We start from the raw sequence: 20,364 nt of genomic DNA on the forward strand, positions 1-20,364 counted from the left end.
CCTGATTTTTAACAAACTTAATTTCTTATTAAATCTCCCTGTACTTTAGAAGCCTCAATAATCTGATGAATATCATCGTCTAAAACTTCTTTTTTAATATCAGCGAATTTCAAAAACTCAACATATACAACATCTAATTGTGTTTTTGTAAGCTCATACCCCACTTTTTTAGCTCTGTAAGCCAAAGCAGCTCTTCCGCTTCTTGCAGTTAAAATAATGGAAGATTCATTAACACCAACATCTAGCGGATCCATGATTTCGTAAGTTGCTCTGTTTTTGATCACACCATCCTGATGAATTCCTGAACTATGTGCAAAAGCATTCGCTCCAACGATTGCCTTATTTGGCTGAACAATCATTCCCATGCTCTCAGAAACCAAACGGCTCATTTCGTTTAATTCCCTTGTATTGATGTTTGTATCTAAATTCAGATAAGGATGTTGTTTAAATATCATTACCACTTCTTCTAAAGCTGTATTTCCGGCTCTTTCGCCAATACCATTAATAGTACATTCTATTTGTCTGGCTCCATTGACAGCACCCGAAATTGAGTTGGCAGTTGCCATTCCTAAATCATTATGACAATGACATGAAAGAATTACGTTTTCGATTCCTTTTACGTTTTCCTTTAAGTATTTGATTTTTGCTCCGTATTCTTCAGGCAGACAATATCCGGTTGTATCCGGAATATTCAATACTGTAGCACCGGATTTGATTACTTCTTCACAAACTTTTGCAAGGAAGGCATTATCAGTCCTACCGGCATCTTCTGCGTAAAATTCAACGTCTTCAACGTATGATTTTGCATGCGATACAGCATATTTTGCTCTGGCAATAATATCTTCAGGAGTAGTATTTAATTTATGAAGGATATGAGATTGTGAAGTTCCGATTCCGGTATGGATTCTAGGTTTCTTAGCATGCTTGAGGGCAGCTGCTGCAACATCAATGTCATTTTTCACGGCTCTTGTTAATCCGCAGACGGTTGCATTTTCTACAATTTTACAAATCTCAGAGACCGATAAAAAATCGCCCGGGCTTGACACAGGAAAACCTGCCTCGATGATATCCACTCCCATTTTGTCAAGTCGTTCAGCAATAACCAACTTTTGTTTGGTATCTAACTTACATCCTGGAACCTGTTCACCATCACGCAAAGTGGTGTCAAAAATTTGAACTTTCTCTCTATTCATATTCATTTATTTAATGTAATTTCACATCTTGAAACAAATATATATTGTACTTCTTCAGTATGAAATTCATTTTAATGAAATTATACTGTTCATAAAACAATTTATAAGTAGTTAATTATTTAAAAACCAGTGATTTACATTATTACATTTTACAATGGCTAACCATCAAAAAGATTTTTTATTTGTACTCATCAAATCACTTTCCAAGTCTGAAAAAAGGCAATTTAAAATTTTTGCAAGTCGTTTGGAAACGAGTTCTAATACTAAATTTATTGAGTTATTTAATATTTTAGATAAGTCTGAAACCTATGATGAAAAACTTATTTTAAAAGGCGGTATTATCAAAAAAGTCCAGCTATCTAACTTAAAATCATATCTATACAAACAAATTTTAGTTAGTATTCGTTTAAACATTCCAAGCCAGAATATTCGTTATCAATTGCGTGAACAACTAGATTTTGCTGTTATTTTATATAACAAAGGATTATACAAACAGAGTTTAAAAATCCTTGATAAAACCAAAATTTTAGCACTCGAAAATGACGAAAAATTAATGGCTTATGAAATTGTCGAATTCGAAAAATTAATTGAATCACAGTATATCACACGAAGCATTCAGGGACGCGCCGATGAATTGGTGGTCCAGGCCAAGGAATTGAATTATCGAAATACAATCTCAAGTAAATTATCTAATTTATCATTACAGCTTTACGGAATCATGCTAAAAACAGGCTATGTAAAGAGTGATGAAGAATACAAATATATTGACGATTATTTTAACAAGCATATTTCAAAATTAGACGAGACCAAATTTGGTTTCCGTGAAAAATATTGGTTTTATAATGCCAACTTATGGCGCAGTTTTCTTGTTCAGGACTTTTTAGCGAGTTACAAATACGCCTATAAATGGGTTAGGCTGTTTTATGATAATCCTAACATGATTTACCTGAATCCGGTGTTTTTTCTAAAAGGGAATCACTATTTCTTAGAATCCCTTTATATGCTAAAATACAAGTCAAATTTTAAAAAATACCTAACACTTTTAGAAGAAACTATTCGCGATGATAAATTTCCTGTCAATGATAATATTGCATCGCTATCATTTCTATATGTTTATAATAACAAATTAAATTTTCACATTTTAGAAGGCACATTTGCTGAAAGTGAATATTTGATTCCGGAGATTTTAGAAAAAATAAAAATTCACAATGAACATCTTGATGAGCATCACGAAATGTTGTTTTATTATAAGATTGCCTCTATTTATTTTGGAAATGAAAAATATAACGAGTCGATTTATTACTTAGACAAAATCATTAATAACAAAAACTTAACGATGCGGGAAGATTTAATGTGTTTTGCAAGATTATTGTCATTGATTGCACATTATGAGCTGGGAAAAGATTATTATCTGGAGAATCACCTTAAAAGTACCTACAAGTTCTTATTGAAAATGAATGACCTGCATGAGGTTCAGAAAGAAATTATAAAGTTTATGAGAAACCTTAATAATTTTTATCCGGCAGATATAAAAAAGGAATTTATAAAAATGCGTGAACGTTTTATTGAACTTGAAAAAAACACTTATGAAAAAAGAGCTTTCCTCTATTTAGATATTATTTCATGGCTTGAAAGCAAAATCGAAAACCGCAAAATTGCAGACATCATCAAAGAAAAAGCAAAATTAAACAGCCGTTAAAATAATTGCTGGTGGACTTTAAGCGTAAACTTGCAATTGTATAAATAAACATAAAAAAGAGTTTTAAAATCTTAACTTATGTCCAACAAAGTAATAACAAAACCTTAACAGCGAAAGAAAGATATATATCAGACATTTGTAATGTAATAAACTGGTTATTTATTATTTTGGTTTTGGTTAGTTAAATGATGCCGGCATCTTCGAGATGCCGGCATTTTTTTATGGTGAAATCCAAAAATAAAAAAATGAAATCCTTATTTTATTGCGGAGAATCGTAATATTCTTTCTTTAAAGTATTAAAATTTAGCTTTTCAATCTTTCGTGTAATAATTTAAAATACGGAAAAGCCTTTAATAACCGGCTTCCGTGCCAGGAAAACATTTCACCATCAACAAAAACAGTTTTGGCGTGATGAGTAAAACGTCCAATTTCAAAAGCGTCTTCTTCTTTAAAAGGATAAGGCTCTGAAGAAAGAAAAACCAGGTCAGGATCGCCTTCCAGCCGCATTTTTTTTAGTTCTATTTCAGGATAGCGACCTTTGTCCTCGTAAATATTTGTAAAATGATTCAGTTTTAACAGTTCATTTATATAAGTATTAGTACCAGCCACCATATAAGGATTTTTCCAAATAAAATAGGCCGCTTTTTTAAACGAAATATCCTGGACATATTTTTTGAAATCGCTTAAAGCGAAAGTTAATTTGTCGTTCCATTTCCGGGCTTCGGTTCTGCAATTAAAAAGCTGCCCAAAGTCTGATATCATTTGGAAATTGTCCTCCACAGAAACAATGTGAGTCACCCAAACCGGACAGATTTCACTTAATTGGGCAACAATTTCTTCAGTATTTTCTTCTTTATTACAAATGATAATATCGGGCTGCAATAATTTTATTTTTTCAAAGTGAACTTTCTTTGTCCCGCCAACAATCTTTTTGGTTGATTTTAAATGATAAGGATGTACACAAAACTTCGTAATTCCTACTATTTTTTCTTCTAAGCCTAAATCATACAACAATTCTGTTTGAGAAGGAACTAAAGAAATGATTCGTTTTGGTGTTGTTTCAAAAGAATGTAAAGTTCCAAGCTGATCTTTTAATTGTTTCATGTTTATTTTGATTCTGTTTTTAACCGCAAAGTCCGCAAAGATTAACGCTATGAACGCAAAGCTATTTCCTTTGCGGCACTTACCAAAAAATCTTTACGAAGCTTGCGGTTATTTATCGTAGCCTAAGCCTTAGAACTTAAAATACTTTCCATTTCCTGCTGTACCTTCAATGCTTCTTCCCTCGCCTTCTCTGCAAAATCAGTTCCATTTGAAGCATAAATAATAGCTCTTGCCGAATTTACCAGCAGACCAACTTTATCATTCATTCCGTATTTACAGACTTCAGACAAACTTCCTCCCTGAGCTCCAATTCCCGGAACCAGTAAAAAACTGTCCGGAACAATTTTACGGATTTCTGTAAAATATTCGGCTTTGGTAGCACCAACCACGTACATTAGGTTTTCGCTGTTTTTCCATGTTTTAGAAGTTTCCAACACCTGTTTGTATAATTCTTTAGCTTCGCTCTGTTCGGCTCTGCCTTGTCCTCCGTTTATGGTCAAAGTCTGAAAATCAAATGCACCCTCGTTTGAAGTTAAGGCTAATATTATAGTATGCTTATTTTCGAAAGCCAAAAAAGGTTCAACAGAATCTTTTCCCATATAAGGAGCTACAGTTACACTATCAAATTGAAGATCTTCAAAAAAAGCTTTAGCATACATACTGGAAGTATTTCCGATATCACCACGTTTTGCATCAGCAATAGTAAAAACATCAGGAAACTTTTCGTTGATATAACTGATTGTTTTTTGAAGGGAAATCCATCCTTTTATACCATAGGCTTCAAAAAAAGCGGTATTAGGCTTGTATGCCACAGTCAAATCATGTGTGGCATCAATTATGGCTTTATTAAATTCAAAAACAGGATCTTCTGTTTCTAATAAATGCGGAGGAATCTTATCCAGATCAGGATCTAATCCAACACATAAAAATGATTTTTTTTGAAGTATTTGTTCGTGTAGTTGTTGTGTAGTCATTCTTGTTTTTTTAGTCCTTCAATTTTAAGAGATGATTCTTAAGAAAGCATGCAAAAATAAAAAAAGCCACTCAATTAAGAATGGCTTTTTGGTTTTATATTCTCTTTAGATTATAAATTACCTAAATATACAATTTCAGTTCTTCTGTTTTCAGCTCTTCCTGCAGCAGTTTTATTAGATTTAACAGGTTTTGATGCCCCAAAACCTTGTGAAGTTAAATTCTCCGGATTAACTCCTTTTCCAATTAATGCATCCATAACCACTTTTGCTCTTTCTTCAGATAATTTCTGGTTTGCCTTGGCATTCCCAACATTATCAGTATGCCCGTAGATAGCAAATTTTGCATTTGGATAATTCTTTAAAATTTCTTTGATCGCATCCAGCCTTCCTGAAGTTTCATCTTTTTTTGCATCACTCAAAGTAGCTTTACCAGATGTAAAGAAAATAGATTTTGCCTCTACCTGCAATTGTGCCAAAGTTTCTTTATTAACCAAAGGACAACCTTTATTTTCTGCAGGCCCTGCAATTAATGGGCAATCGTCTACATTATCTGCTACTCCGTCTTTGTCAGCATCTAAAACCGGACATCCTTTGTTTTCAACTAAACCTACAGTATCAGGACAGGCATCATCCTTATCCAAAACTGTATCACCATCTGTATCCGGCCACGGGCATCCTTTGTTTTCTAAAGGGCCAAAAACTGTTGGACATGCATCCACGTTATCCATTAAAGTATCTGCATCAGTATCTTTCCATGGACAGCCTTTGTTTTCAACCGGACCTGCAACATCAGGACAAGTATCATCTTTATCAAAAACGGTATCGTTATCAGTATCCGGCCATGGGCAGCCTTTGTTTTCAATTGGTCCTGCTACTTTTATACAAGAATCTTGTTTGTCTATAACACCATCCTGATCCCTGTCTTTAAATTTCTTTTGATAAACAGGAATTTTAAGTCCAACATAAAAATCTGCTGCTTTTGATTCTTTAGAAATTAAATTAGAAACAATTGATCCTGACCCAACGAAGAAAGTACCAACACGTAATCCGGAACCTACCTGAGTTCCGCTGTATTCCATCCAGGTTACCGGAACGTAAAAACTAAACCATCTGCTTTCGTATCGAGGTGTCAAACTAACTCTGTCAGCTATATTAACCGCATTTAATTTTGTATTTGAAACCATACTGATATCTCCGTTAAGATTCAGATAGAATTTATTATGGATATTCCAGTCAGCATCGGCATGAAGCGCCGTTGGCAGGTTGGCTTTGACTCCTTTTGCAGTTGAAGTTTTTGTATAATGCTCATTTAAGAAATCGTATAAATTATCCGCATTATCAATCATATTCTGCGTGATTACACCATCAATATCGTAAGTATCCTGCTTTGCTTTTTTATAACTTATGGAACCAATATCCGTAACAGATAACCCGAAACGCAATTTGTATTTATTCAAATCCCTGAAATTATTATCAGCAGGTTTTGCCTTATTCAAATTATATTTTTCATAATCCGGTCTCCACTCATATACAAATCCAAAATCAAAACCTACTCCGCTAGAATTGATGTCAAACTCATAATCTTCATTGGCTTCCCAATCCTGGCTTCCACCAATTGTCATTTCTCCAGTTGTAAATAATTTACTATTTTCTGGATTATTGGTATTTTCTTGTAATGATGCTATGGCGTTCTTTCCCTTAATATATGCATTTCCAACGCCTTGTAAGTATTTAGCCGTCAAACCTCCTTTTAAGAAATGCTGATCCTTTTGAAACAAAACTGCTGCATACGAAATACCCAATTCTCCCCAGGCATGTGAAGCTCCGTTTGGACTGCCGGCATTAATAGGATCGAAACTGTTTGCCTGATCTAAACCATCCTTTACCTGATCCACAAGATTACCATTAACATCTCTGAGATTTGTTATAGATCTTGCTCTCGTAAAAAGTGCCAGTGTATGCTTTGGAGCAATATTAAACATAAATGATGGCCCCATAATATCCAAGTTAATAATGGCATTATTTGCATTTGAAGGAGTCATTTTAGACTGACTGTCAAGATCATAACCATCTTTAAAAACATCAAAAAGTTTCACACCATATAAGTCATTGCTAACAGCACCACTGATGGAAAACAAATTAATATCTGTTTTAAAACGGGAATCGGCTATTGACGCAGGGTTAAAAAGTACACTCTGTACACCGGCATAATTGTCATGAAAATAGCCTGAATATGATTGCGATCTGGTCGCAAAAGAAATCAATAAAAGCAATAAAACAAGTGATAATTTTCTCATTAAATAGGGGTTTAAGATTTAATTCGAGACAAAACTACGATAATAGATTTGAAACTATATTAAGAAATCATTGAATTGATGTAACATCTTATTAGTATTATGTGTTATCAGCTTTAATGCTAACTACAAATTCTCCTTCCTTACAGAGAAAAATGTGAATTATGAAAAACTTTAGAATATTAATATAACACGTAAATCAAATCCAATTTGCAATTTTACATTATTATAAATAGTAATATAATCATTATGAATAGTACTGAAATAAAAGGAAACTGGAACGAGTTTAAGGTAAAATTAAAACAAAGATATGCTGATTTGACTGATGATGATTTGCTGTATGAAGAAGGAAAAGAAGATGAGATTTACGGCAGAATACAGCAAAAATTAGGTAAAACAAAAGAAGAATGGGATGAAATCGTATCCAATTTATAACAGCATCTCAAGATATCCAATACCGCTTAACTTTTCTTAGGCGGTATTTTTTTGTTTTTCAAACTTTAATGATTGCCTTTCTTAAAAGCCAATAGTAAGACAAAAATCAATTTAATTAGTTATCTTTAACCATATTTTTTTACAAAAATGAAATTATTTATAAAATTTGACATCAATACAATTTGTACACTTTTTCTAAAACAAAAACTTGAGGAACAAAATTTAATTTTTTCAACTTTAGGATTTGGTGAGATTGAACTGGAAGAAAATCTCAGCAGTGAATCATTAGATGCACTTAAAAACAACTTAAGTCCTTTTGGTTTTGAGGTTGTAGAGAATCAAAAAAGTGTTTTGGTACAAAAAATAAAGGATGCCATAATAGAACTAGTCTATACTGATGATAATAATAACTTTAAAAGTTCAGCATATCTGGCTGATAAACTGAATCATAGTTACGGTTATTTGTCGAATGTGTTTTCTGAAGTAACCTATTCATCAATCGAAAATTTTATAATCATTCAAAAAATCGAGAGAGCCAAGCAGTTGATGATTGTAAATGAAATGAGTCTGACCGAAATTGCTTTTTTACTTAACTATTCCAGTGTTGCGCATTTAAGTACACAGTTTAAAAACACAACCGGAATAACTCCTTCTGCATTCCTTAGGATTATTAAAAAAAGAAGAGAAAATTTAAAATAAAACCCAAATACCTTTACTCAATGCAGAAAAACGCATTACACATTTTACTCGCCGATGACGACGAAGACGACAGACTTTTTTTTAAAGATGCTTTTGAAGAAGTGAAAGTACAAACCAAAGTCGAATTTGTTTTCGATGGTTTACAATTAATGGAACACCTAATGAATCCTGATACTAAATTACCTGATATTCTATTTCTTGATTTGAATATGCCAAAGAAAACAGGCAAAGAATGTCTGATTGAAATTAAAAAAACAGAACATCTTAAAAACCTTATAATTGCAATTTATTCTACATCATCTTCTGATGAGGACATTGAAGATACATTTATTGAAGGAGCTAATATTTATATCAAAAAGCCAAGTGATTTTAATACACTAAAAAAAATTATTAATGAAGTTATAACACTTAACTGGCATTATCACACATCAGGATTAAATCGCGATAATTTCTTATTAAGTATTAAATAATTGAAATAATAATGAAATGGATACCTAAGTTTAATTCCTCAAATTATTTGAGAGTTATTTTTATAATAGCTATCTTCATTTTACTCTTTCTTTCATCAATAGCTTACAAACATAACAGGGATGTAAACGAATACAGTAAACTGCTCATGCACACCTATGAAATAAACATAGAACTTGAGCGACTGATGTCTGCAATAAAAGATGCAGAAACTGGGCAGCGAGGTTTCATGATTACCCGCAATCACCGCTTTCTGACTCCCTATCTTTTTTCACGCGATAAAGTAAATACTTCTTTTATCGCCTTAAAAAAACTTACAGCCAATAATCCAATACAAAAAAAAAATCTCGAAAAAATATACACGCTGATTATTCAGCGTTATGTTTCTTTTGAAAACTGTTTAAAATATAGTGATCCTGACACTTACGACAAAAGAAAACTAGACAACCACATGTTTGGAGGGCGTATCCTAATGGAAAACATTCGTTTTAAGGTAGACCAAATGAATGACATTGAAAAAACCTCTTTAAACAAAAGTTTAAAAAAATACGATCAGGAAATTTCCTTTGGTCCTCTTTTTTCAATATCATTATTCTTAGCGGCCTTAGCCTTTATTTTATTAGCCTATAGAAAAATAAGCAACGATCTGGAGCGCCTGACAATATATAATAAAAAGCTTTTAATATCGTCAGGGCTTATGGCAGAATCAGAAGCTATTGGTAAATTTAGCACCTGGCAATGGGATTTACAAACAGATAAAATTGAATATTCAGATAATCAGTTTCGGCTTTTAGGATTTATGCCAAATGCTTTCGTTCCTAATAAAGATACTTTTCTAAGTTATGTCCATCCAGATGATAAAGAAGCTATTTCCAAATCTATGGATGGCATAATAAAAAATAAAGAACTGCCTTTTATTTACTATAAAATCGTTTTACCAAATAATCAAATCAGACATTTTAAATCTACCGGAAAATTGCTCGTAGATAAAAATGGCAGTAATATTTTACTTGGAATAAATTTTGACATTACTGATGAACATTTGCTTAATATAAAACTTCAGGAGCATAATAATGAACTCGTGAAAATCAATAAGGAACTGGCATCATTTAATCATGTTGCAAGCCATGACTTACAAGAACCGTTGCGTAAAATCTTAACCTTTATTTCCCGAATTTCTGAAGCTGATAAAGCCGCACTTTCTGAAAGCGGTAACGAATACATTACTAAAGTTGAAACCTCGGCAAAACGAATGCGTGTTTTGATTGACGACTTATTATTGTTTTCAAGAACCAATACGACTAAGAAAGAGTTTATCCAATCTGATCTGAATGAATTATTTGAAAATGTCAAATCAGAATTAGCCGTAATCATTGACGATAAAAAAGCAGATCTAAATGTAGGCAAGTTGCCCAGCCTGAACGTAATTCCATATCAGATCGAACAGCTTTTTATTAATTTAATTGGAAACTCCCTGAAATATAGCCAGACTGGCATTGCCCCAAAGATTATTGTCAGTTCTGAAGAAATTTTATCCAATGAATATCCTGAAATAATAAATCAGCCTTTTAAGAAGTTTCACAAAATTACTTTTACAGACAACGGAATGGGATTTGATCCACAGTTCAAAGACACTATTTTTGTATTGTTCCAGCGTTTACATTCTAAAACAGATTACCCCGGAACCGGAATTGGATTAGCAATCTGTAAAAAAATTGTTGAGAATCATAAAGGTTATATTACTGCCGACAGTGAACCGGGCAAAGGTTCCGTATTTACGGTATTTCTACCTGTATAAATCTTCAAAAAAAAACATTTAAACGTTATATAAGCCCGTAATGGGAATTATATAACGTTTCTTTTTTATGCTGTAAAGCAAAACTTACTCTTCGTTAGCATCTTTGTAATGTAATAATGAAGTAAATAATATGAGCCAGATGTCCTCATCTAAACCGTCATTTTTAAAGACGGTTTTTATAGCGATTTTAACAGTAACTATTTCGTCTTGTAATGAAAATGACAAACCTGAAAAGGTAAATAATAAATACACTCTTATAAAAAATACAGAAGAAATTGAAGCTTATTTTTTTGTTGCAGTTGCAGGCCTTACAAAATCGATTATTTCTAAAACCCATCTGGCAAAACATAAAAGTTCACAAAACTCAATAAAAGTTGTCAGTACAAAAATAGAAAACCATCAAATGTTCTTGCTGCAGGAGATTAGTGAGATCGCTACTCGTAAGCTCATTATAATAAATGAAATAAACACTTCTGCAACGAACAAAGAATTATACAGGCTTGTAAGCAAGAGAGAAATAGATTTTGATAAAGAATATCTAAACTCAATTACCAATTCTTTATCCGAAATAATAAAACTGTTTGAATCTATGGCAAAAGAAACAAATGATACGGTAATCTTAAAATTAGTTACTCATCATTTACCAAAACAATACGAACTTTTAAGAGAAACAGAAAAAATTAAAAAAGGAATCAATTAAAATCAAATTACAATTATTAACTAAACTTTTAAATTATGAAAATGCAATCCTGTTTTTTATACGCCTTAACCCTTTTTATGACAACTTCATTTGGGATAGTATCTGCACAAAACAGTACAGTTGCGGGGTCAGAATTCGGTATTAAAGGTGGGGTAAATATGTCAAACCTATATTCTGACGATGTTGATGACAACAATGTTCTTTGGGGATTTAATGCCGGGCTTTTTGCTGCATTTCCTATTGCGAATAATGTATTCATACAGTCTGAGGTCTTATATACTACAAAAGGCGCTGAATTAGAATACGATAATAATGTTATTTCCGGTGCCGCAAAATTTAAACTAAATTATATAGAAGTCCCATTACTGGTAAGACTCAATATAACAGAAAACTTCAACATTCACGCTGGTGGTTATGCTTCTTATTTAATTAATGCAAAACTAACAAACGAAACTGAAAATGGTAATGCTTTCGAATTTGACGAAGACCTCAATACTGACGATTTCCAAACATTTGATGCCGGTTTATCAGTAGGAGCTGGTTTAGATATAAAGCCTGTTAGCATAGGATTACGTTATAACTATGGATTAGCTACTGTAGGGAAAGAAAGAGATTTTGCAGGAACAAACTATACTTTTCCTGATGCCAAAAACAGCAACTTAAACTTGTACTTGTCCTATAAATTAAATTAGAAAAATTATTAACCATAAACATTAAAAACAATGTCAAATTTATTATACACAATCGCAATTATTCTTGTCATTCTTTGGGCTTTGGGGTTCTTTGTATACAGTGCAGGAAGTATTATCCATATCCTGTTGGTCATTGCCATAATAGCAATACTATTCAGACTTATTAAAGGTCGCGAAATTTAAAAATCAACATTATAAAACAATTTATATTAATATTTAAAATCAAACATTATGAAAACTAGTAGCGCAATTTTAGGAATTTTAGGAGCCGCAGCAGCAGGAGCGTTTATCGGAGTATTATTTGCACCAGACAAAGGTTCAGAAACCAGAAAAAAAATCAAAGATAAATCCAAAGATTACGGGGACAACCTTAAAAGTAAAGTAGATGGGATTTTAAGCACAATCAGTTCAAATGGTAAAGATATGATTGAAGAAGGAAAAGCAAAATTCAATCAGGTAAAAAATGACTTCAATTCTGTTACAGATGAAGCAAAGGCAGTAAAAACGAACTATTAAAAAGTGTCTTTTCAAACCCTAAATACCAAATATCATGGAAACTAATGCAACAACATCTGAAAACCTGAATCTTTATGAAAAAGCTGAAAATTATACTAAAACGAGTTTAGATCTAATCAAACTCAAAACAGTATCTGCCACTGCAGACGCATTGTCTACGGTAACATCAAGAATTGCAGTTGGAGCTGTTGTTGCATTTTTTACCGCTTTCCTTAACATCGGCATTAGCTTATGGATTGGAAAAGTACTGGGGGAATATTATTATGGTTTTTTTATTATAGCACTGTTTTATTTAATTGTCGCTATTCTACTCCACAAAACACAGCACAAACTTATTAAAACGCCTATTGGAAATATGATTATTTCGAGCATTTTAAAAGACTCTAAAAACTGATTTAAAAACTAAAAAATAACTGTTATGAATATTAACACTATAGACACATTAAATCAGCAAATAAAACTTTTAGAAGAGCTACAGCATAAAGAATGGTGCGACATTAAAGAAGAAATAGGTGATGTTAAGGAGAATTTAAAGCCTACAAACTTAATTCGAAAAGCAGTTGGCGAAATCAATGATTCAATTGGCATCAGGAGCGAAATAGCACAGTCGGCAATCAGCATTTTAATTGGCTATCTGGCCAAAAAAATAGTAGTCGGAAAAACCCATTCAACTTTTAAAAACATTTTGGGATCTGTTTTACAGTTAGCTGTTACAACATTAGTCTCAAAACCACATGAAAATTCTTCGCCAGAAAAAGAAGAAAGTTCATTAAAACACGAACCATCCTAAGAGTATTTGTACAACTTAAATACATGTATTATGGAAAAGATAAATGAAATAATAATTAAAAATAGTGTGCACATATACTCCAATTTCTATAAATGTTTTGAATACACCAGAGTATTTTTAGGTATCTGACTCGTTTATACGTTTCCAGCTATAACAAACGGTTAAACAGTCAATACATCATTATATTTTTATGGTTCTGAGATATTAAATCCCAAGCTTTAATAAGCGAAAGATTTTTAAGCAACAGCTTATCTCAACCGAAAAAGAGACTAATTTCACATAAAGTGAAACAGTCTCTTTTTTTTTATTATTAAATACTCAACAACAAAAAACCGAACTACAAGTAGTCCGGCTTTCTCAATAATTTTTATTCTGTTCTCTAAAATCTAAAAGTCTAAATTTTAAAAAACCTCAGAAGCTTCCTTCAGTTTCTCCATATTATTTACCAATTGCAACTCAGCCACAATTTTCTGAATATCACCATTCATGATATTTCCTAAATCATAAAGTGTAAGCCCAATTCGGTGATCGGTTACACGCCCCTGTGCATAATTATAGGTACGAATCTTAGCAGAACGGTCACCAGAACTAACCTGAGAAGTACGTTTTGTTGCATCTTCGGCTTCTTTTTTCGCCAATTCCATTTCGTACAAACGGGAACGTAAAACAGTTAATGCCTTATCCTTATTTTTGTGCTGTGATTTCTGATCCTGACATTGCGCCACCAATCCGGTTGGAATGTGCGTTAAACGTACAGCAGATTTCGTTGTATTTACCGATTGTCCTCCAGGACCTGATGAACAAAAGAAATCAACACGAACATCATTCATATCGATCTGTACATCAAATTCTTCTGCTTCAGGTAAAACCATTACGGTTGCTGCCGATGTATGCACGCGCCCCTGAGTTTCTGTCTGAGGTACGCGCTGAACACGGTGAACTCCGGCTTCAAACTTCAAAGTTCCGTAAACATCTTCTCCCGAAACCTCAAAAATTACCTCTTTGAAACCTCCGGATGTTCCCTCATTCATATCCACAACAGAAGTTCTCCAACCCTGACCTTCACAATATTTTGTGTACATCCTGAACAAATCCCCTGCAAAAATACTTGCTTCATCTCCACCCGTACCCGCACGAATCTCCACCATAACGTTTTTAGCGTCTTCAGGATCTTTTGGAATCAGCATGAATTTGATTTCTTCTTCTAACTGTGGTAAACGCTCCTTAGCTTCATCCAACTGCATTTTAGCCATTTCAACCATATCTGCATCACTCCCGTCGGCGATAATTTCGTTTGCCTCGTCAATGTTTGCCAGAACAAGAATGTATTCTTCTCTTTTGTCAACCAGAGCTTTAATACTTTTATATTCCTGGTTAAGCTGTACATAACGTTTTTGATCTGCAATAACATCGGGCTGAATAATCAAATCCGAAATCTCGTCAAAACGCTGCTTTACATATTGAAGTTTATCTAACATTGTATAATCCCTTTTATTTGGAGTGCAAATTTACGAAATTTTTGTTAAAAATTCTATCATTAACTTTTTGAGTTTTTTAGGCTTCTTTTCTTAAGATTGTTTAGTGAAATCATAATTATTATTTGAAGCTATTTCCTGCTATTCGCTATATCTTTTTAGGCAGAACGTTTACGTATTGATTAGATGTTTTCTTTTGCCTAAAAAGGATGCCGCTGCTATCAGGGCTAGAAACCCGGCCGCACAGAATGCAAAAAAACATTTCCGTATTTCTTTATTGAATCTTTTTAAAACAGATTCCCCTCCTGCACTGTCACCGGCATCTATCCAAAATTATGCTTTCGAATTGTTTTTTTAGAAACACTTCGCAAAAACATCCTCTCACTAATTTATCCATACACTTTTTTATAGCCTTTATGCCCGATTAGCATGATTTGCAATCCGGATCCACAACAATGAGACACAATACAAAAACTCAAAGTAAAAAAACTAAATATTTTGTAGCTTTTTTTCATATTTATAAACAGAAAAACATCAACTTTGTAGTCACGGATTGAAAATTTGCGTAATCAGATAAAAATAATCATTGCTTTTTTACCTGATTTGATTTTAATCGGGAAATAAAAATACTTAAAAAAATACTATTCTTTTTTCAAGAACAATAAGGCACAATTTTATATGAATAAAATTTTCATACTTTCAATAATATTTTTTACAAACGTTTCTTACTCACAGCTTTTTGAAGGGCAGAAATTTTGCGAAGAGTCAAAAGACCTAAGTTATTTCCCTATCTTAATTCACAAGAAAAAAATTTTCTGGAGAAATACTTTTTATTTCGAAACCAAGAGTGAAACTAAAATTTTAAACGGAAAAGTATATACAGAGTTTAAACAAGAATGGAACAATTCTAACACAGATTTATTATATCTGAGAGAAGAAAATGGAATCGTATACCAATATGATAAATGTTGTAAAAATGAAACCATCAGGTATAATCCAAAATTTAAAACAGGTGATACATGGGTATCAGAAAATAAAGAAATGGTATATAAAATAATTACCTATGATGGAAAATTGAAAACACCATATTGCGAATATCAAAACTTATTGGTGATAGAAGCAAAGATGAAATCTGTGACTTTTAACTTTTATTATTTAAGAGGACATGGATATATTGGTGCTACTCAAAATGACAAACTTATTTCATGCATTAGTCCGGAATGGTAATATCTAAAAAATGAAAGGACCTAAACCAAAAAAGAAAAATTGGCTCAAAATAATTATTGAAAATTTACTTGATTTTATTTTAATGTGGAAATAAAATACGCAAAACGGCAAAAAACATTTCCGTATTTCTTTATTGAATCTTTTTAAAACAGATTCCCTTCCTGCACTGTCACCGGCATCTATCCAAAATTATGCTTTCGAATTGTTTTTTAGAAACACTTCGCAAAAACATCCTCTCACTAATTTATCCATACACTTTTTTATAGCCTTTATACCTAAATATACATGGCTTACGGCATTTTTTCTGAAGTCAGTCCCTTAATTGTCTAGTTTCATACCTTCAAAAGAGATCACTACAAAAATTAACTAAAGAAACCCAAGATGAAAACGACAAAAAAAGTATTACTTTTAATTACGCTAATCTCACTCAGCGCCTGTAAAAAGGATTCAAAAGGAGACAAAGATGATTATACAACTGCACAAAACAATACTGCAGCTACTGAATGCCTGGCTCCTGCCGATTGGTTTACGATGGTAAACAACACCCGACAAACTCCTGCGCCAAATGAAGGCCCAACAAGCGTATTTGCCAACAATGCAACGGTAACCAATTGTGACTTTCACCAGTGGTCCTGGCAAAAATTTCTTTGGCTCACCAATGAGGTGAACGGAGTACCCTTCTTTATGACAAATTTGATTCAGGTGAGTGCGGCTGGTCAGCGATTAGACCCTGCTAACGGAATTGTACTGACAGATACTGCTCAGGCAAGTTCTTCTACTGATATTTTAAAAACACCTAATTATACATCTGGCGTTCCCAAATCTACTACGGTTTATTATTCGATATTCATGGACAAACTGATGCACGATACCCTGCTAAAATATGGCCCGATAGCAAAAAATGACCCTGCCAAAGTAAAAGATATTACTTTTCCTGTAGGCTCATTAGAACTTAAAACGTCCTGGATTGATGCTAGCGCCCTTAAAGATCCTTCATCTTATTTCATTACGCAGGGTGTTATCAATGGAGTAAAAACCAAAGTCGCACTTTTAGGAATGCATGTCGTAGGAGTTGTAGAGAACCATCCGGAGTTTGTATGGGCTACTTTTGAACATGAAAACCTTGCTCCTGCTTATGACTGGTCAAAAGCAACACCAACAACTGATGCACCCGTTACCAGTACTGTAGATTATCCCTTTTTTAACAAAAGCAGCACTGCAACCGTTACAAATATAACGTCTGGAAACGGGATTTATACTGATGTGTTTTCGGTTTATAAACATGGTGTTCCGGTTGAAAAGGCAATTAAAGGCTCTCATGATGTTCAGCTTTTCATGAAAACAAGCCAAAATGGTTCTGAAAACTTAAATAATATCGTTAGTCTTAATAAAAGTGTTAAGTCGCAGCTCACAGGGATCTGGAATAATTATTTTTACAATGGTTCAATATGGATCAATACTGAGGGATACAAAACTACTGAGCAACAAGCTGCTTTATTAGACTCGTTAAGTGGTACTCTTTCAGAATCTACTCCTGGAAAACTGACCCGAGGTTCTGTTGCAGCCTACAACATTACCATGGAAACCTATGTTCAGGTAGGATTTTCTCCAAAATCAATACACCAGACTACAGTAGACAGCCTCGTAAATTGTTTCTCCTGTCATAATGCCTCTCACAGATCGAATCTTTCTCCACTTTATATTAGCCATGTCTTTAATGGATATGTAGGAAGCCTGAAAGGCTTAACCAGAAAGCAAATCAAACAGGAACATGTTAAGGAAATCATGGACGATTATAATTTGCGCCTAAAATTAAAATAACCCCATACCAAACTACTTTAGTTTTTAAAGCAAAACATCAAATTTAAAAGTACAAAAAACCACAAGCTTCCTGTTTGTGGTTTTTGTTTAAATACATTAGTCCGGTCTCCGAAATATTTTTAAAAAATCCTCATTTCTGCAATGCCTCCGGCTTTAAGCATTTTTTTTTGTTCTTACGAAATATAATCATTTAAAATGTTCCTGACTCTTTGCATTTTACTCTCAGAATCATTTTTATAACTAAAAAAAAGCGTTGTACGGTTTTCCGTAATAGTATTAAATGGAAAGAAGTTACTTTTGAAAACGATTTAATCAGTTTTTGATTATAAATTTATATATTTGAAAATAACACAGACGATATAACATCCGCATATATAACCGAATATGGGTAGATTGACGAAATGGAGTTTCGTGTATATACTAGCTACAGGAGACTTGTGCCGAAATTACGCAGACAATTCCAATTTGAAAATAAGCATTTGTTTCCGCAAGAAATTGACAAAGCAGAAGCGTGAAAATTGGAATGCGCCAACAGAAACATAAAAAGTTGAAACTTGGAAAGCGGAAACGTAAAAATTGAAACTCTGCTACTCCAACGTAAAAATGAAAAAGTGTTAAAGTTGTAATCTGCCAACAGAAAACCAAAAAGTAGCTAAAATTAAAACAATAAATAAACAATAACAAAGTGAAAATTGCGAACCGAAAAACAGAAGCGTGAAAATTGGATTTTACCAACAGAAACGTGAAAAACTTGAGGTTTAATAGTAATTTCGACAAAACAAGCCTCCTGTAACAAACGCTACAAGCAAGCCGAAAGCGCCCAGAAATCTAACAAATTTATATTTTAACACAAAACTACAAAGCTATAAAACCCTAAATAGCTAAAATTATCCATATGAAAAGTGCTAACTTTAGTATGTAGTATAAGTAAAAGTATAGACCTACTTTGTGCTAACTATAGTATACTCAATGAACACAGAATTATCTCAAAATTTCGGTAAAATTATTAGAGAACTTCGATATGAAAAAAAACTTTCTCAAGAAGAATTAGGATTTCAATCTAATCTTCATCGAACATATATTGGAATGATTGAAAGAGGAGAAAAAAATATTACTCTCGAAAATATTGAAAAATTGTCAAAAGGTCTTGATGTATCTATGAAGTTAATATTTGAAAAACTTAATAAACTTATTATAAAATGGAAAAATCATTTTTTGAAAAATTTATAGAAGAAGAAAAGAGAATATTTGAAGAACTTAATGAAATTGACGAATTTCAAAAAAGTCAAAATGTATTTCATTGCCGTTACATAGTCAAACCTTTTGCAGATAGAAAAGCTTATTATCAAATTGTAGATGAAACTGCAAGAAAATATATATTGCAATGGGTTTTAGGCGAAGATCCATATCCAGAATGGGGATATGAAGTGAAACTTTTCAAAAAAGATGTTGAAAAAATTATCAAAAGAAGAGATAATTTTGAAAAAACAATATCTTTAATGAAAAATTCATAGAATGATTAAACTTTATTCGACTTCAAATAAAAAAATTTTAGAAATAGTAAATAAGTCCGAAGCAGAACTCAATAAATTTATCTCACAAAATTGGGAAGCATTCTTCCCACAATATTTATTTATAAAAAGTGAGTTTTCAGTAGAAGGAAATGTTCGTAGTAAGGGAACTTCTGGACGAATAGATATTTTAGCTTTCAATCCAATAAGTAATAAGTTTGTTGTGTTTGAATTAAAGAAAGATAAAGATAAAAATATTCGCAATCAAGTCAGTGATTATAAGGATTATATTGAAGATAATTTTAGTCAAATATATCTTATGTCATTACAAAAATATAAAGCGCCTTTACCATTATTTGATAAAATATCACAAGATTCAATTGAAGTGGTAATGATTGCTAAAAGTTACTCATCAACTGATATAGAAAGAGTTAAAAAAAGCACAAGTAAAAACTTGACTACTTTGATTCGTTATATGTGGTTTGAAAATGAGTTACTACTGATTGATTATATTAATAATGATCCCGATGATTTAATTGAAAAAGAAAATGCAGAAAAATTAAAAAAAATCAAAAATATTATTGAAAACAAAAAATCTCTTTATGCAGATGTTGAATCATTTTTGTTTGGCAAAGAAGAAGCTCAAAGATTATTTAAGATTTTTTATGAAGCATTAAATAAAATAGGAAAAACAAAATTATTAGTCCAAGCCAGTAAAATTAAAGTTGAATTAAATAATCAAACATTTTCAGTAATAGGTTATGCAGGAAAAACAGGTAGAAAATGTTATTTAGTTATAAATACAAATATTGATAAGGTGATTGATTTAGGTAAAATAGTTGATGATAGAGTTCGACCAAATCAAAAAAAGAAAGGAAGTATTGGTAGTGAAAGATATGAGGTATTTTTAACAACAGAGCAAGAGTTAATGAAGTTTATATCAATTATAGAAAATTCAATTTAACTAA

Annotated in this window: 21 protein-coding genes; 16 read left to right on the forward strand and 5 right to left on the reverse strand. The window is 32.4% G+C overall.

The window, feature by feature from the left end:
* Positions 1-17: 17 nt before the first annotated feature.
* Entirely contained in the window at positions 18-1,193 is a 1,176-nt protein-coding gene (locus tag DMB65_RS03575) for a 2-isopropylmalate synthase (RefSeq protein WP_110305292.1), read from the reverse strand.
* A gap of 154 nt (positions 1,194-1,347) precedes the next feature.
* Here DMB65_RS03575 and DMB65_RS03580 point away from each other — a divergent pair, with 154 nt between their 5' ends.
* Positions 1,348-2,892, forward strand: coding sequence for a hypothetical protein (locus DMB65_RS03580; protein WP_110305293.1), 1,545 nt, complete (start codon positions 1,348-1,350; stop codon positions 2,890-2,892).
* 303 nt (positions 2,893-3,195) lie between these two features.
* Here the strand turns inward: DMB65_RS03580 and DMB65_RS03585 are convergent, their stop codons facing one another.
* The 3 genes from DMB65_RS03585 to DMB65_RS03595 all read right to left on the reverse strand — a co-directional run bounded on the left by DMB65_RS03585 (position 3,196) and on the right by DMB65_RS03595 (position 7,267).
* Positions 3,196-3,996, reverse strand: a complete 801-nt coding sequence (locus DMB65_RS03585) for an ABC transporter substrate-binding protein (protein ID WP_110305294.1) — start codon at positions 3,994-3,996, stop codon at positions 3,196-3,198.
* A 122-nt stretch (positions 3,997-4,118) separates the two neighbouring features.
* Positions 4,119-4,970, reverse strand: coding sequence for an orotidine-5'-phosphate decarboxylase (gene pyrF, locus DMB65_RS03590; RefSeq protein WP_110305295.1), 852 nt, complete (start codon positions 4,968-4,970; stop codon positions 4,119-4,121).
* A gap of 110 nt (positions 4,971-5,080) precedes the next feature.
* Entirely contained in the window at positions 5,081-7,267 is a 2,187-nt protein-coding gene (locus DMB65_RS03595; protein WP_110305296.1) for a DUF5723 family protein, read from the reverse strand.
* 246 nt (positions 7,268-7,513) lie between these two features.
* Here DMB65_RS03595 and DMB65_RS03600 point away from each other — a divergent pair, with 246 nt between their 5' ends.
* The 10 genes from DMB65_RS03600 to DMB65_RS03645 all read left to right on the forward strand — a co-directional run bounded on the left by DMB65_RS03600 (position 7,514) and on the right by DMB65_RS03645 (position 13,362).
* Positions 7,514-7,699 (forward strand): CsbD family protein, encoded by a 186-nt coding sequence (locus DMB65_RS03600; protein ID WP_110305297.1) that lies wholly within the window; start codon positions 7,514-7,516, stop codon positions 7,697-7,699.
* Positions 7,700-7,846: 147 nt separating this feature from the next.
* Positions 7,847-8,398 carry a helix-turn-helix domain-containing protein gene (locus tag DMB65_RS03605; RefSeq protein WP_110305298.1) on the forward strand — a complete coding sequence of 184 codons (552 nt, stop codon included), beginning with the start codon at positions 7,847-7,849 and terminating at the stop codon, positions 8,396-8,398.
* Positions 8,399-8,418: 20 nt separating this feature from the next.
* Positions 8,419-8,868, forward strand: a complete 450-nt coding sequence (locus DMB65_RS03610; RefSeq protein ID WP_110305299.1) for a response regulator — start codon at positions 8,419-8,421, stop codon at positions 8,866-8,868.
* Between the two features lie 11 nt (positions 8,869-8,879).
* Complete coding sequence (locus DMB65_RS03615) at positions 8,880-10,664, forward strand: sensor histidine kinase (RefSeq protein ID WP_110305300.1); 1,785 nt, start codon at positions 8,880-8,882, stop codon at positions 10,662-10,664.
* 139 nt (positions 10,665-10,803) lie between these two features.
* A complete protein-coding gene (locus tag DMB65_RS03620; RefSeq protein ID WP_110305417.1) occupies positions 10,804-11,364 on the forward strand; it encodes a DUF4142 domain-containing protein in 561 nt (186 codons plus the stop codon).
* 35 nt (positions 11,365-11,399) lie between these two features.
* A complete protein-coding gene (locus DMB65_RS03625) occupies positions 11,400-12,056 on the forward strand; it encodes a porin family protein (RefSeq protein WP_110305301.1) in 657 nt (218 codons plus the stop codon).
* Positions 12,057-12,086: 30 nt separating this feature from the next.
* Positions 12,087-12,239 carry a lmo0937 family membrane protein gene (locus DMB65_RS03630; protein ID WP_110305302.1) on the forward strand — a complete coding sequence of 51 codons (153 nt, stop codon included), beginning with the start codon at positions 12,087-12,089 and terminating at the stop codon, positions 12,237-12,239.
* Between the two features lie 48 nt (positions 12,240-12,287).
* Positions 12,288-12,572, forward strand: coding sequence for a YtxH domain-containing protein (locus DMB65_RS03635; RefSeq protein ID WP_110305303.1), 285 nt, complete (start codon positions 12,288-12,290; stop codon positions 12,570-12,572).
* 34 nt (positions 12,573-12,606) lie between these two features.
* Entirely contained in the window at positions 12,607-12,966 is a 360-nt protein-coding gene (locus DMB65_RS03640; protein ID WP_110305304.1) for a hypothetical protein, read from the forward strand.
* A gap of 24 nt (positions 12,967-12,990) precedes the next feature.
* Positions 12,991-13,362, forward strand: a complete 372-nt coding sequence (locus DMB65_RS03645) for a hypothetical protein (protein WP_110305305.1) — start codon at positions 12,991-12,993, stop codon at positions 13,360-13,362.
* Between the two features lie 401 nt (positions 13,363-13,763).
* Here DMB65_RS03645 and prfA read toward each other — a convergent pair whose 3' ends face one another.
* Entirely contained in the window at positions 13,764-14,840 is a 1,077-nt protein-coding gene (gene prfA, locus DMB65_RS03650) for a peptide chain release factor 1 (protein ID WP_110305306.1), read from the reverse strand.
* Between the two features lie 675 nt (positions 14,841-15,515).
* On the opposite strand from prfA, the gene DMB65_RS03655 reads away from it, so the two are divergent.
* From DMB65_RS03655 to DMB65_RS03675, 5 genes are all read left to right on the forward strand, one after another.
* Positions 15,516-16,064: a hypothetical protein gene (locus DMB65_RS03655; protein ID WP_110305307.1), complete on the forward strand. Its 549-nt coding sequence runs from the start codon at positions 15,516-15,518 to the stop codon at positions 16,062-16,064.
* Between the two features lie 381 nt (positions 16,065-16,445).
* Positions 16,446-17,885 carry a hypothetical protein gene (locus DMB65_RS03660; RefSeq protein WP_110305308.1) on the forward strand — a complete coding sequence of 480 codons (1,440 nt, stop codon included), beginning with the start codon at positions 16,446-16,448 and terminating at the stop codon, positions 17,883-17,885.
* Between the two features lie 969 nt (positions 17,886-18,854).
* Positions 18,855-19,115 carry a helix-turn-helix domain-containing protein gene (locus DMB65_RS03665; RefSeq protein WP_110305309.1) on the forward strand — a complete coding sequence of 87 codons (261 nt, stop codon included), beginning with the start codon at positions 18,855-18,857 and terminating at the stop codon, positions 19,113-19,115.
* Entirely contained in the window at positions 19,085-19,399 is a 315-nt protein-coding gene (locus DMB65_RS03670) for a hypothetical protein (RefSeq protein ID WP_110305310.1), read from the forward strand. Before DMB65_RS03665 ends, DMB65_RS03670 begins: the two co-directional genes overlap by 31 nt.
* Position 19,400: 1 nt before the next feature.
* Positions 19,401-20,360, forward strand: coding sequence for a PDDEXK family nuclease (locus DMB65_RS03675; protein WP_110305311.1), 960 nt, complete (start codon positions 19,401-19,403; stop codon positions 20,358-20,360).
* The last annotated feature ends 4 nt before the right edge of the window (positions 20,361-20,364 follow it).

Origin of the sequence: Flavobacterium cheongpyeongense, assembly GCF_003202435.1 — a bacterium.
Lineage (GTDB): Bacteria > Bacteroidota > Bacteroidia > Flavobacteriales > Flavobacteriaceae > Flavobacterium > Flavobacterium cheongpyeongense.